This window comes from Luteimicrobium album (assembly GCF_030161555.1).
Lineage (GTDB): Bacteria > Actinomycetota > Actinomycetes > Actinomycetales > Cellulomonadaceae > Luteimicrobium > Luteimicrobium album.
The window spans coordinates 1034147-1049134 of record NZ_BSUK01000001.1 but is presented as its reverse complement, the minus strand read 5'-3'; the positions used below and the strand labels follow the sequence as shown (position 1 = coordinate 1049134).

Here is a 14988-nt window from a genome sequence, read left to right as displayed (position 1 = left end):
GCCGGCGGGCTGGTTCTGGCCCGTGCCACTGCTTGCCGCAGTCTGACAACGATAGACAGAATAGCGCGAACAGACAGACATGCCGCTTCGAGTCGAATCCGCGACTCGGATGGGGTGGGCTAGGGCCGTCGACGTGGAGGTGCGGTGCATGGGTGTGCAGGTGGTGGTCGGGCTCGACTTCGGGAGCTCGAGCGTGAAGGCGAGTGCCTTCCGTCCAGACGGTTCGCTCGTCGGGACGAGCCGTGTCGTGACCCCGACCGTGCGGACCAGCGACGGGGTGGACATCCCCGTCGCCGCGGCGCTGGAGGCCGCCGACGAAGCCGTCAGCGGCCTCGGCCTCGGACCGGCGGCCGTGGCGGCTGTGGGAGTCGCGACGATGGGTGAGGTAGGGACCGTGCTGACCGATGGCGGCCTCGCCGATCTCCACTTCCCGGCCTGGTACGACATGCGGGGGCAGGAGGTCGTCCGGGTGATCGCGCGCACGCTCGGCGAGCAGAGGGTGGCTGGCCTGACGGGCAACCACCTGCGCGCGACGTCGAGCCTGGCCAAACTGTCCTGGCTCGCCGGGCGAAGCCGACTCCCGGCGGGGACGTTCCTCGGGATCGGGGCCGCGTGGGTCTGGCGGATGACGAGGTCGGTCGTCGCCGAGGCCGGACTCCTGTCGACCACCGGCGCCTACGACCCGATCGCGCGGAGGCCCGTCGCTGATGTGTGGGAGCTCGGCGGGCTGGAACGCCAGGGCGTCGTGGTGCCTTGGGCGGCCCGGCCGGGTGCACGGGCTGTGACGGGCGTCGCGGAGCGGATCGGCCTGCAACCCGGCGCGCCGGTGGTGCTCGCGGGTCACGACCACCTCGTCGGCGCCGTCGGTGTGGGCCTGGCGGACGGCGAGGTGCTCGACTCGGTCGGGACCAGCGAGGGGCTGATCGCCTGGACGACACCCCCGGGCGAGGGTCGCGTCGCGTGGGCAGAGCACGCCGTCGCGCTCGGCCTGACCATCGAGCCTCGCCCGGGCGCCGGAGCGGACGAGGTCGCGCTGATCTGGGAGGGACTGCGCCCTGGACTGGCGATGGCCGCATTCGAGCGGGCATCGGGCCGTCCGCGGTCCGAGCTCGAGGGCGTGCCGGTCGTCGGCGCGGCCGCGACGAGCCGCGAAGACGCGGTCCTGTGGGAGGAAGGCCACGGCCCGGGAAGGGCCGACGACCGGGCGTGGGCGGCTCTGGTCACCTACTACGCCCAGGCCGCCGCGGACGGGGTCCGAACGGTCCGGGACGTCGCGCGGGTGGAGGGCGCCGTCGTGCTCACGGGGGTGGCACCCGGTCGGCGGCCTGGATGGGTGCAAAGGTGCGTGCCGTCGGCGAGCCCCTCGTGACGGCCTCCGGGGTCGAGTCCGCAGGACGCGGGGCCGCCGCCATCGCGGGCGTCGCTCTGGGGTGGTGGTCGACGCCTGCCGGGATGCCGGTCGGCGATGGTGTCCCACGGCCGGCCGGCCGGGACGAGATCCTGTGAATTGACCCTCGGATCGGACAGAAAACGGGCTTCTGCTAGACAACGATGTCAGAATCTGTCTAACCTCTGGCGGTACGAGACGGGATCTGGCTCGTACCCGACGGACCGTCCCGCTCGGGACACACTCAATGAGGAGAAGATCGATGAAGCTCACCCGTTCACGCCAGGTGCTGCGCGGCACCCTGGCGCTCGGTGTTGCCCTCGGTGTCGCGACCGCCATGACGGCGTGCAACCGTGACTCCGGCGGCAGCGGAGGCGACTCGACGGCGAAGACGCTCAAGATCGCCTTCGTCACCAAGCCGCTCGACAACGTGTACTTCGGCTCGATGGTCGAGGGAGCCCAGGACGAGGCGAAGAAGATCGGCGCGAAGCTCACCACCTCGGCCGCCCAGAATGTCAGCGACGACTCGGGACAGGCGACGAAGGCGAGCGCTCTGGTGTCGGCCGGCTACGACTGCTACATCGTGAACCCGACCAGCCCGACCAACCTCATCGCCCCGCTCGCGCAGGCCAAGGATGCGACGGTCGTCAACGTCGACCTCGTGATGGACAAGGAGAAGGCCGCGGCGCAGGGCGTCACCGTCTCGACCTACGTCGGCACCGTCAACGAGGACGCGGGCAAGGCTGCCGGGGAGCAGCTGCTCAAGCTCGTGCCCGAGGGCTCCAAGGTCGCCGTCGTCGGCGCACTCGCCTCGGACGCCGGCAGCCTCGCGCGCATCAAGGGCTTCAAGGAGGCCGTGCAGGGCAAGCTCGAGATCGTCCAGACGATCTCGGCCGACGCCGACCGGGCCAAGGCCAAGAACGGCGCCGCGGCGATACTGCGCGCGCACTCGGACATCAAGGGCTTCTTCACCGTGGCCGGCACCCAGGCGCTCGGCATCCAGGAGGCCGTCGACCAGGAAGGAAGGTCGGGTGAAGTCCAGGTCATCGGGATCGACGGGACCAAGGAGGAGCTGCAGGCCATCTCCGAGGGCAAGCTCGCTGCTGCGATCGAGCAGTTCCCCTACCTGATGGGGTCGCAGGCGGTCCAGGCTTGCCAGGCCGCGGCCCAGGGCAAGACGCTCCCCGCGTCGGTCGACACCCCCGTGCTCGCCGTGACCAAGGACAATGCCAAGGCTGCGCTCGACGCGTCCCCGCAGCCGCCCGAGGGCTTCGAGGTCCCCAACCCGTTCGAGGGCTGAGAGCCCGGCGAGAGAGAAAGGAACGTTCAGCATGACGGCGACGACGAACACGTTGACCGCCCGGGTGGATACCGGCCCAGGACTCCGGGGGCTGGTCCGCCGCGCAGGTGGCGAAGAGCTCTGGATGAAGATCGCGGCACCCGTGTCACTGGTGCTGGCTATGGTGATCTTCACGATCTTGAGCCCGACGTTCCTCACCTGGGACAACCTGGACGGGATGCTCGCGGACTCCGCCATCCCCGTCCTGCTCGCGGTCGGCATGACGTTCGCCGTCATGCTGGCGGGCATCGACCTGTCGATGGCGAGCACGCTCGCGCTCGCCTCGGTCGTTCTCGGCGCCGTCTACGACGGCGGCGGACTGGTCCTCAGCGTCCTCGCCGCGATCGCGGTCGGCGCGGCGGTCGGCGCGGTGAATGGCTTCTTCGTCGGCAGGGTCAAGATTCCCGACATGATCGTCACGCTCGGCACGATGGGCCTCGTCCAGGGCATCGGTCTGATCTGGTCCAAGGGTGTGCCGAAGCCGGTCTCCGACCATGTCCTGACCACGATCGCGTCGGACTCGGTGGGGATCTTCCGCTACAACTTCCTCATCGTGGCGGGCATCGTCCTCCTGCTGCACGTCCTGCTCGCTCACACGCCTGTCGGCACCCACCTGCTCGCTGTGGGCGACAACGCCGACGGGAGCAAGGCGATGGGCCTACGCGTGTCTCGGGTGAAGCTCGTCGGCTACATCGTCTGCGGCACGATGGCCGGTGTCGGGGCCGTCTTCCTCGTGCTCTACGTCGGTGCCTCGCAGCCGGCGACGAACACCGACTACGTCATGAAGGCCGTCGCTGCGACGGTCCTCGGGGGCACGAGCCTGTTCGGCGGGCGTGCGACCGTCTGGGGCCCCGCGCTCGGTGCTCTGCTCCTCACGGTCCTGCAGACCGGGCTGACGATGGTGGGCGTCGATGCGTTCTACGAGCCCGCCGTGGTCGGCGTGGTCGTGCTCGCGGCCGCCACCCTGATGCGAGGGAGGAAGTGACCATGGGAACCACCACGACAGCCGAGGCCGGGACGCCCAAGATCGAGCTGCGCGGGATCAGCAAGTCGTTCGGAAGCGTGCAGGCGCTCAAGGGGGCCTCGCTCTTCGCGAACGTCGGCGAGGTCACCGCGATCGTCGGGGACAACGGTGCCGGGAAGTCGACGCTGATCAAGTGCCTATCGGGCTACCACAGCCCGGACTCGGGGAGATCCTGATCGACGGTCAGCCCGTCCGGTTCGCCTCCCCGCTGGAGGCGCGCCGGTCCGGGATCGAGACGGTCTACCAGGATCTTGCGCTGGCGGACCAGCTCACCGTCTGGCAGAACGTCTTCCTCAACCGCGAGCTCACCTGGGGCCCGAAAGGCATCGGGATACTTCGACGGGCCGAGATGAGGCGCCGTTCGCAGGACCTGGTCCAGCGACTCGCCGTCAACGTGCCGTCGGCGACCCGCACGGTCAAGCGGTTGTCCGGCGGACAGCGGCAGGCCATCGCCATCGCACGGGCGGTCATGTGGTCGCGCCAGTTCGTGATCATGGACGAGCCCACGGCGGCGCTCGGCCTCCGGGAGACCGCGCAGGTCGAGGACCTCATCCGCCGGATCGTCGACGAGGGCACGAGCGTGCTGATCATCTCCCACAACTTCGAGCAGGTGATGCGCCTCGCCCAGCAGGTCTGGGTGATGCGGGCCGGCGAGGTCGTGAACGGGGAGCGGGTATCCGACATCAGCGGTGTCGAGCTGGTGGCCCAGGTGACCGGCGCTGCCGGTATGCCGCCGTCCACCGAGGCTCTGACCGCGGGGCCCGCCGACCGGGAGGCCAACTGATGCTGTACCGCAACGTGGGCCGGTCCGGCCTCGTCCTGCCGGTGCTCTCCCTCGGGCTCTGGCACAACTTCGGCCACGACGTGACCTTCGAACGCCAGCGGGCCGTCGCCCGCCGCGCGTTCGAGCACGGGATGGTCCACCTGGACCTCGCCAACAACTACGGGCCGCCGCCGGGTTCGGCCGAGGAGTCCCTCGGCCAGCTCCTGCGTACCGACCTGCGCGGCCACCGTGACGAGCTCGTGATCTCGACCAAGGCGGGCTGGGACATGTGGGACGGCGTGTACGGAGGACCGAGCGGGAGCCGCAAGCATCTGCTCGCGAGTCTGGATCAGTCGCTCGGGCGGATGGGCCTCGACTACGTGGACATCTTCTACTCGCACCGCCCCGACGCCTCGACGCCGCTCGAGGAGACCGCCGGTGCACTGCACACCGCGGTCACGTCGGGCCGGGCCCTCTATGTCGGGATCTCTTCCTACGGACCCGAGCAGACCAGACAGATCGCGGCGATGCTCTCGGACCTGGGCACCCCGCTGCTGATCCACCAGCCGTCGTACTCGATGCTGAACCGCTGGGTCGATAAGGACGGGCTGCTGGATGTCACGGCAGAGCTGGGCGTCGGCGTCATCGGGTTCAGCGCGCTCGCGCAGGGGATGCTCACGGACAAGTACCTGGACGGGATTCCCGAGGGCTCACGTGCGACGCAGTCGAAGTCGCTGGCCCCCGCTCTGCTCGCGCCGGAGACTGTCCAGAACCTGCGCGGTCTCGCCGAGCTGGCCCGCGGGCGCGGACAGAGCCTGGCGCAGCTGGCGCTCGCGTGGGGGCTCCGCGACGAGCGCGTGACCTCCCTCGTGATCGGCGCGAGCCGGCCGGAGCAGCTCGACCAGAACGTCCTCGCCCTCGAGGACCTGAGCTTCACCTCGGCCGAGCTCGCCGAGATCGACCGGCTCGCGGTCGACGCGGGCATCGACTTGTGGCGGGACGCGCGACTCACGGGTCGGTGAGCGTCGGGCTCGGTGGCGGCGCGGCCGAGACGGGCACCTGCCACGCCTCGAGGTGTGCCCAGGCGCTAGGGTTGGGGCTGAACGACAGGGGAGCGTCGTCCGCCCCGGCGGATGGGCGCTGAGAGTGCGGGACCACCGCAGACCCTCGAACCTGACCCGGTTAGTACCGGTGGAGGAAGTCGGGAATCTCTTCCGTCGTGGCGTTCGTCGAGCAGCCGCCCGGCGGACGCCACGCACGCCCCTCCAGCACCATGTGGAGGACACCTTGCAGCACATCACCGGCCGCGCCGCGTTCATGGCGGGCGTGGGTACCCTCGCCCTCGGTCTCGCCCTCGCGGGCTGCAGCAGCGACGACGGCGCAGCGGCGCCGTCGGGCAGCGGCACCGCCCCCGTCGCCGCGTCCACCGGGCCCGTCACCCTCATCACGCACGACTCGTTCGCCGTCGACAAGAAGCAGCTCGCCGCCTTCGAGAAGCAGACCGGCATCACCGTCAAGCTCGTCAAGCAGGGCGACGCCGGCCAGCTCACCAACCAGCTCGTCCTCACCAAGGACTCGCCGCTGGGCGACGCCGTGTTCGGCATCGACAACACGTTCGCGACCCGCGCCGTCGACGCCGGCGTCCTCGCCGACCACACGCCCGCCGGCCAGCCGTCGGAGGCCGCGCAGTACGCCGTCGACGGCAGCGACGGGAAGCAGCAGCTCACCCCGATCGACTACGGCGACGTGTGCCTCAACGTCGACCACACCTGGTTCACGAAGAAGGGCGTCGCCGAGCCGAAGACCCTCGACGACCTCACCCAGCCCGCCTACAAGGACCTGACCGTCGTCGAGAACCCCGCGACGTCGTCGCCCGGGCTCGCGTTCCTCCTCGCCACGATCAGCGCCAAGGGCCAGGACGGGTACCTCGACTACTGGAAGGCCCTCAAGGCCAACGGGCTCAAGATCGACCAGGGCTGGGAGGACGCGTACTACACCGACTTCTCCGGCGCCGACGGCAAGGGTCCGCGCCCGATCGTGCTGTCGTACTCGTCGTCGCCCGCGTTCACGCTCAGCAAGGACAAGACGTCCACCACGACCGGCGCGCTCCTCGACACCTGCTTCCGGCAGGTCGAGTACGCCGGCGTCCTGAACGGCGCCAAGAACCCGGCCGCCGCCGCGAAGGTCGTCGACTGGCTCCAGTCCACCGAGGTCCAGTCCACGATCCCGGACCTCATGTACATGTACCCCGTCGACCCGGCCGCGACGATCCCCGCCGCGTGGAAGAAGTTCGCGCCGCTCGCGACGAAGCCCCTCGACGTGCCCGCCGCGGACATCACGCAGCACCGTGAGCAGTGGATCAAGGACTGGACGGCTGCTGTCGTTGGCTGATGTCGTGCTCGGTCGGGTCCCGGGCGCCGGGCGGGGGTGTCGCGCGCGATCTTCCATCCGCCTCGCTCGTTCCTCGCTCGGCTCCCGCCAGACCCGCCACGATCGCGCGCGACACCCCCGCCCGACGCCCGTCCTGCACCACGCGGGCCTGGCCTTGGCGTCCGCATCCCTCCGTCTGACGGCGCCCGGGCATGCGGGTTGCGTCGGTCTTCGGGTTCCGGTCCTGCCCGACGACGGCGCATGGCCCGGGCGCCCGGGGCGACGCTCAGGCTGTGGCTGCGCCGTCGGGCCGGGCGAGCACGCCGAGATGGGGGAATCCGCTTCGACCTGGCTCGGAAGAACAAATTCCCCCGTCTCGCGAGGTACCCCGCCGGGAGGCCTGCTTCGCGAGGGGGCGCTATCGGCAGGGAGGGCGAGCCGTGAGCGCAGCACGTGACCGCTCGGTCGTACCCACCGTCCGGCTGCGGGCCGAGATGCGGAGATCTGCGGACGGCGCGCCGCGGAACTGCAGATCACCGCATCTCGCGGGCTGCGCCGTCGGGCAGCCCGCCACAACAGCACCTCGCCCGACGGCGAACCGGATTACGCGGGTCGTCGGCGCGCCCCAGCAGGAACGCGAGGCGTACGCGCCGGCGAGCCCCGCGGCGCCCTGGCGAGCCCGGGTGCGGGCCTGCGAAGGCGACCTGACAGCAAGGGGTCGGGAGGGGTTCGTGCACGCGACCGTGGCGGTTCTGGCGGGAGGACCCGAGGAACGAGGGTCCGGATGGTAGGTCGCGCGCACGAACCCCTCCCGACCCCGGACGGAACCGGGCGTCCGCACCGGATCGCGCCCACGGCGACCCGGGCGACGCTGTGGGGGCTCGCCGTCGTCGTTCCCCTCGCGTTCCTCGTCATCTTCTTCGCGTGGCCCGTCCTCACCCTCGTCGGCAAGGGGTTCGTCGTCGACGGGCACCTGGACCTCGGTGGGTTCGGTGAGGTGTTCAGCACCCTGCGCACGTGGCGGATCGTCGGGCTGACGTTGGGCCAGGCGGTGCTGGGGACGGTGTTGTCGGTGCTGCTCGGGGTGCCGGGGGCGTACGTGCTGTTCCGGTGCCGCTGGCCGGGGCGTGGGCTGGTGCGGGCGCTGGTGACGGTGCCGTTCGTGCTGCCGACGGTCGTGGTGGGGGTGGCGTTCCGGTCGCTGCTGGTCGAGGGGGCCCGTTGGGGTTCCTGCACCTGGACGGGACGTTCACGGCGATCGTGCTGGCGCTGGTGTTCTTCAACTACACGGTGGTCGTCCGGACGGTCGGCGGGTTGTGGGCGCGGCTGGATCCGCGGGCGGAGCAGGCGGCGCGGGCGTTGGGGGCGTCGTCGTGGCGGGCGTTCCGCACGGTGACGTTGCCGGCGCTGGCGCCGGCGATCGCGAGCGCGGCGAGCATCGTGTTCCTGTTCTGCGCGACGGCGTTCGGGGTGGTCCTGGTCCTGGGCGGGTTGCAGTTCGGGACGATCGAGACCGAGATCTGGATCCAGACGACGCAGTTCCTGGACCTGCGGACGGCGTCGGTGCTGTCGGTGGTGCAGCTCGTCGTGGTGGCGGTGGTGCTGCTCGTGGCGTCGCGGACGCGGGCGCGTCGGGAGCGGGCCCTGAGCCTGGGGTCGGACCGCGCGTCGGACCGGCGGCTGCGCCTGTGGGGGCGGGGCCCGGACGGCACGCGGTCGGTGCTGGGGGTGATCTGGTGCCGTTCGCGGTGACGGTCGTCGTCGTGGTGGTGCTGCTGGCGACGCCGCTGGTGAACCTGCTGGTCCGGTCGTTGCACGTGGACGGCGCGTGGTCCCTGGGGAACTACCGGGCGCTGGGCTCGACGGGGGACCGGGGCGCCCTGAGCGTCACGGTGTGGGCCGCGACGTGGAACTCGGTGCGGATCGCGCTGGTCGCGACGGTGATCGCGCTGGTGGTCGGCGGGCTCGTGGCGCTCGTCGTGTCCCGGCGCCCGCGGCGCCGGGTCGGGCGCCGAGCGGTCGCGACGCTGGACTCGCTGTTCATGCTGCCGCTGGGGGTGTCGGCCGTGACGGTGGGCTTCGGGTTCCTCGTGACGCTCGACAAGCCGCTCGGGCTCCCGGTCGACCTGCGGACCGCGGGCCTCCTGGTGCCGATCGCGCAGGCGGTCGTCGCGGTGCCGCTCGTCGTCCGGACCGTGCTGCCCGTGCTGCGGGCCATCGACCCGCGGCTGCGCGAGGCGGCCTCGACGCTCGGCGCGGCGCCCGGGCGCGTCCTGCGGACGGTCGACGTGCCTCTGGCGGCCCGGTCGCTCGGCCTCGCGGTGGGCTTCGCGTTCGCGGCGAGCCTGGGAGAGTTCGGGGCGACGTCGTTCCTCGCGCGCCCGGACGCCGCGACGCTGCCGGTCGCGATCTTCGACCTGATCGGCCGCCCGGGGCAGGGGAACTACGGCATGGCGCTCGCGGCGTCGTGCGTGCTGGCGGCCCTGACGGCCGCGGTGATGCTGGCCGCCGAGCAGCTGCGCGGCGAGCGTGACGGAGGTGAGCTGTGAGCGAGGGGCTGGCGGTGCGGGACGTCGTCGTCCGGTACGACACGGGCAAGGGGGCCGTGACGGCCGTCGACGGTGTGTCGATCGACGTCGCGCTCGGGGAGGTGCTCGCGCTCCTCGGGCCGAGCGGCTGCGGAAAGTCGAGCCTGCTGCGGGCGGTCGCGGGGCTCGAGCCGGTCGTGGCGGGCCGGGTGACGTGGGACGGCTCCGACCTCGACGGCGTGCCCGTGCACCGGCGCGGCTTCGGGCTGATGTTCCAGGACGGCCAGCTCTTCCCGCACCACACGGTCGCGGGGAACGTCGAGTACGGGCTGCGGGTCGCGCGGACGCCGCGCGACGCGCGGCGCGAGCGGGTCGCGGAGCTGCTGGGCGTCGTCGGGCTCGAGGGGTACGGCGGCCGGCAGGTCGCGACGCTCTCGGGCGGCGAGCGGCAGCGGGTCGCGCTGGCCCGCGCGCTCGCGCCGCGGCCGCGGCTGCTGCTGCTCGACGAGCCCCTGTCCGCGCTGGACCGCGGCCTGCGCGAGCGCCTCGCGACCGACCTGCGCGTGGCCCTGCGGGAGACCGGCACGACCGCCGTCTTCGTGACGCACGACCACGACGAGGCCTTCGAGGTCGCCGACCGGGTCGCCGTGATGGCGCATGGGCGTGTGCTGCAGGTCGCGACGCCGCCCGAGCTGTGGCGAGCCCCGGCGTCGCGCGCGGTCGCCGAGTTCCTGGGCTATCAGGCGTCCTGGCCGGCTTCCGCGCTCGAGCGGGGCGACATGTCAGAACCTGATGCCCGTATACGGGAGCGTGGTTCTGACAGGTCGGTGGCGGTCGGGCCCACGGGCCTCCGCGTCCTGCCCGACGACGGCGCAGCGCCCACCGCGCACACCTGGCCCGCGACCGTGGTCGAGTCGCTGTTCCGGCCGCGGGGCGTCGAGGTCACGGTCGACGTCGACGGCCCGGTCGGCGTGGAGCGGCTCGTGGCGGTGGCGGGCACCACCGCGCCCCAGCCGGGGACGCGGGTGCGGGTCGCGCTGGACCGGGCGGGCTGCGCCGTCGTCGGGCGGGAGGCGCCCGCGCCGCAGGAGTCCGTCCCGACCACCCCGTAGGGCGTGCCCGGCGCGCCCTCGCGAGGGGTAGACCTCCCGCAAGACGCGATATATCGTGTCTGGATGATCGAGCCGACGACGACACCGGGACGCGCCGACGAGGCGGTCGCGACGCCGCCGCCGTCCCTCTGGCACAACCGCCCCTACATGCTCCTCATGACGGGCAAGACCGTCGAGGTCGTGGGCTCCGGGATGGCGACGTTCGCGGTGCCGCTCCTCGCGCTCGCGCTCAGCGGCTCGCTGGTCGTCGCGGGTGTGATCGGGGCCGTCGCGCAGATCGGCGCGCTCGCCGCGACCATGCCCGCCGGGGTCATCGCGGACCGCTGGGACCGTCGCACCATCGTCGTCGCGTGCAGCGTCCTCGGGCTCGCGGCCTGGGGCAGCCTCGGTGTCGCCTGGCTCCTCGGCGGCATCACCACCGGGCACCTCGCGGTCGCCGCGTTCCTCGCGGCCGTCGCGCGCTCGGTCTACGAGCCGTCCGAGTCGGCAGCGATCAGGCACGTCGTCCCGACGCCGCAGCTCGGCTCCGCGATGGCCGCGGTCCAGGGCCGGTCGGCCGTCGCGAGCCTCGTGGCAAGTCCCCTCGGCGGGCTCCTCTACGCCGTCTCACGCGTCCTGCCGGCGCTCGCGGGCGCCGTCGGGCACCTCGTCGCGCTGGTCTGCGCGCTCGCGGTGCGGGTACCGCTGGGTGATCCCGTGAGGCACCGGAGCGAGCGCGAGCCGATGCGTCGCGAGTTCGACGAGGGCTGGCGCTACGTCATGTCGATCCCGTTCCTGCGCGCGTCGCTCGGGGTGTTCGCGCTGGTCAACCTGACGTTCAACGGGCTCTACGCCGGGCTGAACCTGCACCTCGCCGACCTGCACACCCCTCCGTTCCGGATCGGCCTGATCGACGGTGTGGGCGGCGCGGCGATGCTCCTCGGCTCGCTCGCCGCCGGACGGTTGATCGCGCGGTTCCGCGTCGGCCCGCTGGCCGTCGTCCTGCTGCTCGTCGTCGTCGTGGGCACTGCGGTCATCGCCTTCTCAGGGGCGTACGCCGGCTACCTCGTCGGGATGGCGATCGCCGGCCTCGCGGTCCCGGCCCTCAACGCAGGGCTGATCGGGTACGCGGCCGCCATCACGCCAGGCGCCCTCCAAGGGCGGATGAACGCTGTCCTCATGCTGTGCACGGCCGGCCTCACGCCGCTCTCCCCGTTCCTCGCGGGTGTCATGCTCAGCGTCTGGGGTCCGACCTGGACCTTCGGGATCTTCGCGGCCGGCCTCGCCGCGAGCTGGGCGATCGTGGCGTCGGTGCGCTCGATCCGCAGGATCGGAACGCCGGACACCTGGGCCGACGACGCCGTCGTCTGGCCGCCGCGCGGCGCCGCCGGCCGGGGCGAGGCTTCCGAGCGACCGTGAGGTCGCCCGCCGTCGCGCACGACGCCGTCCTCACCGCCCAGGCGACGGCATCCGCGTGAAGGCGTCGGCCACCCGGAGCTGACCGGACGAGAATGATGCCGTCGTCGCGAACGCAGGCTTCGGCGCGATAGGTGAGGTCTGCGTACCCGTCTGATCGGGTGCGCTCCCTGTCGTGAGGTTGTGCACGGCCGAGCAGATCAGCGAGGCGACGACCGGCGGCGACGCTTCGACAGAGCTCCAGGACGGCGGCTGAACAATCCGCGGCCCAGGCGAGACCGCGAGGTACTCGGCGGACGCGGTGTCCGCCTGCCACCGAAGCTTTGCGGACGCGCTCACGACGGCGGCCCTCTTGACCACCGACTTCGTGCGGGCCGCCTTGGCGAGCGCGGAGGCGGTCTGCTTCCCGACCACCCCGTCGACCTTCAGCCCCGCGTCGTGCTGAAAGGCGCGGACCGCATGGGAGGTGGCGGGACCGAACCTGCCGTCGACGCGGACCGGATGGCCGTGCACGCCGAGGCGGACCTGTACTGCGCGCACCTGAGGTCCGGTGGCTCCGAGGGCGAGACCGTGGGTGCTGGCGCGCGGCGACGACGTGGTCGGCGTGTGCCCGCTCGTGCCCGTCGAGTGGAGGTCTGACGAGCGGGATTCGTACCCGGTGGTGGGTTTGGACGCGACCTTGGGTTTGGGCGAGGCCTTGGTGCGCTTCGACGTGGGCTTGGGTTTGGGCGAGGCCTTGGTGTGCTTCGACGTGGGCTTGGGCTTGGGCGAGGCCTTCGTAGGCTTCGAGGCCGACTTCGCCTGCGGGTACGCCGCGAAAACCTCGGCTACGTAGGTGTGACCGTTCTTGGTGGCCCACCCGACGCCGAGGGACGTGAACGAACGGTTGAGGATGTTCGCGCGGTGCCCCGCGGACGCCATGAACGCCTGGTGCAAGACCTTCGCGCTGCCGGTGGTCGTGAAGCCCACGTTCTCACCCCATGCGGACCAGCCGGAGCGTATCCGCGACGGGGTCGACGGGTTGTGAGCGAGAGTGTCGGTTGCCGCCATGTGGTTGGCCCACGACTGGGCGACCGCGTTGAGGGAACCGTCATATCTGAGGGTTCTCAGGCCTGCGGAGGCTCGCGCGGCGTTGATGTCCGCGGCGAGCGTGCCCGGCCCGGACGCGTGTGCCGCACTCGGTGCGACGAACAGCGTGGCTCCGGCGACGACGACCGCGGCGAGCCACGCGCGGATTCTCCCCTGCGCACGAGTCATTCACCCATGGTGTGGAACTTCACCCGATCGCGCACGTCGAACCGTTTCGACGTGCGGGAATCGGTTGTTGCTACTACGGTCTGCCTGCGGTGGTCGCGCGACGGCGTCGCGCAGCCCGCCGAGCAAGAAGATTCTCCGCCGAGCAAGCGGGGAACGGCCGCTTGCTCGGCAGGAAACCTGCTTGCTCGGCGTGAGGCCGGCGGGGGACGTGAAGTCCGCGAGCCTCAGCCTGCCGGGCTCGCGGTGCCGGTCGTGGGGGAGCACGGGTTGCTGCTGTCCTCGATGCAGCCGTACTCCACGCGGCGGCCGTCGTCGTACGCCCAGAGCTGCGCGGTGGCGCCGTCCGGGACGGCCAGCCCGACGGAGACGACGCCCGCCCCGTGGTCGGGCCGTGCGACCGCGGTGGTGCGGACGTCGCCGTGGGCGCGGAAGACGAGGTCGAGGCCCTTCGAGCAGTGCTTCGAGGCACGGACGCAAGTGGCCGAGGCGCTGACCGACGCGGCGTCAGGGGGCAGCGACGTCTGCGTGGTCGCGGGGGCCGGCTTCGGCTTGCGCCGTCGTCTGTGCGGCGACGCCACCGCGACGACTGCCACGCGTGTTCGGGACTGCTGCACGAACGGGTGACAGGTGATCTCAGGCGGCGAGTGCGACCTGAGTGGTGATGATGGTCTCGAACTCGATCGGGGTCAAACGTCCCAGACGCTGCTGGCGACGGCGCCGGTGGTAGGTGCGTTCGATCCAGGTGATGATCGCGATTCGCAGGTCGTGGCGGGTGGACCACCTGCGCCGGTCCAGGACGTTCTTCTGCAGGAGCGCGAAGAACGACTCCATCGCGGCGTTGTCACCGGCGGAGGCGACCTGGCCCATGGATCCGACCAGGTCATGACGTCGCATCGCGGCCAGGAATTTCCGGCTTCGAAACTGGCTGCCCCTGTCGGAGTGGACGATGCATCCGGCCACGTCGGCACCGTCCACGGCCCGCCGGGCGACGGCGTTCTCGAGCGCCCGGACGGCCAGGGAGGACTTCATCCGGTCGCTGATGGAGTACCCGACGATCCGGTTCGAGTACACGTCCTTGATAGCGCACAGGTAGACCTTTCCCTCGCCGGTGGGATGCTCGGTGATATCCGTCAGCCACAGCTCGTTCGGTGCCTCGGCGGTGAAGTCCCGGTTCACGAGGTCGTCATGCGCGGGCGGCCCGGGTCGCTTGCCGCCCTTGCCCTTCTTCTTCCCGAACACGCACCACCACGAGTTCTCTGCGCAGCGACGCCACATGGTTCGGTCGCACGCCTCGTGCCCGGCCTCGCGGGCCTCGTCCGCGAGCAGCCGGTACCCGTACTCCGGGTCGTCACGGTGGGCGTCGAACAGGGCGTTGGCGAGGTAGGCCTGCTCCAGCTCACGGTCGGTCACCGGCTGCGCGAGCCACCGGTAGTAGGGCTGGCGAGCGAGTTCGAGCACCCGGCACGTCACCGCGACGGGGATCCCGTCACCGGCGAGCTCACGGACGAGCGGGTAGCTCATTTTCCCGGCAGGTGCGCCTGGGCGAAGTACGCCGCAGCCCGGCGGAGCACCTCGTTCTCCTGCTCGAGCAGACGCACCCGGCGACGTGCTTCGCGCAGCTCGGCCGACTCGGACGCGGTCACGCCGGGCTTGGCGCCGTCCTCGACGTCAGCGGCGTGCATCCAGTTGCGCAGGCACGACTCGGAGATGCCGAAGTCCTTCGCGATCTGCTTGACCGGGGCCTCGCCGCGACGGGCGACAGCCACGACATCGTCGCGGAACTCCTTGGGATGGGGTGCGGGCACAAGGCACA

13 protein-coding genes, 1 pseudogene and 1 riboswitch are annotated in these 14988 nt (G+C 71.5%); of the genes and pseudogenes, 11 read left to right on the top strand and 3 right to left on the bottom strand.

Features of this window, described 5'->3' with window-relative positions; all coding sequences use genetic code 11:
* Positions 1-148: 148 nt before the first annotated feature.
* The 11 genes and pseudogenes from QQK45_RS05315 (at position 149) to QQK45_RS05270 (ending at position 11921) form a co-directional block, all read left to right on the top strand.
* Positions 149-1369 (top strand): FGGY family carbohydrate kinase, encoded by a 1221-nt coding sequence (locus QQK45_RS05315; protein ID WP_284292373.1) that lies wholly within the window; start codon positions 149-151, stop codon positions 1367-1369.
* Positions 1370-1649: 280 nt separating this feature from the next.
* Positions 1650-2687, top strand: coding sequence for a substrate-binding domain-containing protein (locus QQK45_RS05310; protein WP_284292372.1), 1038 nt, complete (start codon positions 1650-1652; stop codon positions 2685-2687).
* 31 nt (positions 2688-2718) lie between these two features.
* Complete coding sequence (locus QQK45_RS05305) at positions 2719-3711, top strand: ABC transporter permease (protein ID WP_284292371.1); 993 nt, start codon at positions 2719-2721, stop codon at positions 3709-3711.
* 2 nt (positions 3712-3713) lie between these two features.
* Positions 3714-4534 (top strand): annotated as a pseudogene (locus QQK45_RS05295) (ATP-binding cassette domain-containing protein).
* Positions 4534-5535, top strand: a complete 1002-nt coding sequence (gene mgrA / locus QQK45_RS05290; RefSeq protein WP_284292368.1) for an L-glyceraldehyde 3-phosphate reductase — start codon at positions 4534-4536, stop codon at positions 5533-5535. Before QQK45_RS05295 ends, mgrA begins: the two are co-directional and overlap by 1 nt.
* 76 nt (positions 5536-5611) lie before the next feature.
* A riboswitch (TPP riboswitch) is annotated at positions 5612-5730 on the top strand.
* 70 nt (positions 5731-5800) lie between these two features.
* Entirely contained in the window at positions 5801-6904 is a 1104-nt protein-coding gene (locus QQK45_RS05285; protein ID WP_284292367.1) for a thiamine ABC transporter substrate-binding protein, read from the top strand.
* A gap of 763 nt (positions 6905-7667) precedes the next feature.
* Positions 7668-8279 carry an ABC transporter permease family protein gene (locus tag QQK45_RS21930; protein WP_348525381.1) on the top strand — a complete coding sequence of 204 codons (612 nt, stop codon included), beginning with the start codon at positions 7668-7670 and terminating at the stop codon, positions 8277-8279.
* Complete coding sequence (locus QQK45_RS21925; RefSeq protein ID WP_348525335.1) at positions 8174-8635, top strand: ABC transporter permease subunit; 462 nt, start codon at positions 8174-8176, stop codon at positions 8633-8635. The genes QQK45_RS21930 and QQK45_RS21925 overlap by 106 nt, the downstream gene beginning before the upstream one ends.
* The gene (locus QQK45_RS21920) at positions 8620-9432 is read left to right on the top strand and encodes an ABC transporter permease (protein WP_348525153.1); all 813 of its coding nucleotides are present in this window, start codon (positions 8620-8622) and stop codon (positions 9430-9432) included. Before QQK45_RS21925 ends, QQK45_RS21920 begins: the two co-directional genes overlap by 16 nt.
* On the top strand, positions 9429-10523 hold the full coding sequence (locus tag QQK45_RS05275; RefSeq protein WP_284292366.1) for an ABC transporter ATP-binding protein: 1095 nt from the start codon (positions 9429-9431) through the stop codon (positions 10521-10523). The genes QQK45_RS21920 and QQK45_RS05275 overlap by 4 nt, the downstream gene beginning before the upstream one ends.
* A 63-nt stretch (positions 10524-10586) precedes the next feature.
* Complete coding sequence (locus tag QQK45_RS05270; RefSeq protein WP_284292365.1) at positions 10587-11921, top strand: MFS transporter; 1335 nt, start codon at positions 10587-10589, stop codon at positions 11919-11921.
* A gap of 30 nt (positions 11922-11951) precedes the next feature.
* On the opposite strand, the gene QQK45_RS05265 is transcribed toward QQK45_RS05270, so the two are convergent.
* The 3 genes from QQK45_RS05265 to QQK45_RS05255 form a co-directional block, all read right to left on the bottom strand.
* Positions 11952-13175, bottom strand: coding sequence for a CAP domain-containing protein (locus tag QQK45_RS05265; protein WP_284292364.1), 1224 nt, complete (start codon positions 13173-13175; stop codon positions 11952-11954).
* Between the two features lie 224 nt (positions 13176-13399).
* Positions 13400-13768: an anti-sigma factor domain-containing protein gene (locus tag QQK45_RS05260; RefSeq protein WP_284292363.1), complete on the bottom strand. Its 369-nt coding sequence runs from the start codon at positions 13766-13768 to the stop codon at positions 13400-13402.
* A 40-nt stretch (positions 13769-13808) separates the two neighbouring features.
* A protein-coding gene (locus QQK45_RS05255) for an IS3 family transposase (RefSeq protein ID WP_431310231.1) occupies positions 13809-14980 on the bottom strand; the annotation gives its coding sequence in 2 pieces (ribosomal slippage) (positions 13809-14699 and positions 14702-14980; 1170 coding nt in all).
* Positions 14981-14988: the final 8 nt, after the last annotated feature.

What these genes read in the sequence shown, in the direction of transcription:
- QQK45_RS05310 (WP_284292372.1), top strand. Translation starts at nt 1,650, where the DNA reads ATGAAGCTCACCCGTTCACGCCAGGTGCTGCGCGGCACCCTGGCGCTC.
- QQK45_RS21930 (WP_348525381.1), top strand. Translation starts at nt 7,668, where the DNA reads ATGGTAGGTCGCGCGCACGAACCCCTCCCGACCCCGGACGGAACCGGG.
- QQK45_RS05315 (WP_284292373.1), top strand. Translation starts at nt 149, where the DNA reads ATGGGTGTGCAGGTGGTGGTCGGGCTCGACTTCGGGAGCTCGAGCGTG.
- QQK45_RS05270 (WP_284292365.1), top strand. Translation starts at nt 10,587, where the DNA reads ATGATCGAGCCGACGACGACACCGGGACGCGCCGACGAGGCGGTCGCG.
- QQK45_RS05265 (WP_284292364.1), bottom strand. Translation starts at nt 13,175, where the DNA reads ATGACTCGTGCGCAGGGGAGAATCCGCGCGTGGCTCGCCGCGGTCGTC.
- QQK45_RS05305 (WP_284292371.1), top strand. Translation starts at nt 2,719, where the DNA reads ATGACGGCGACGACGAACACGTTGACCGCCCGGGTGGATACCGGCCCA.
- mgrA (WP_284292368.1), top strand. Translation starts at nt 4,534, where the DNA reads ATGCTGTACCGCAACGTGGGCCGGTCCGGCCTCGTCCTGCCGGTGCTC.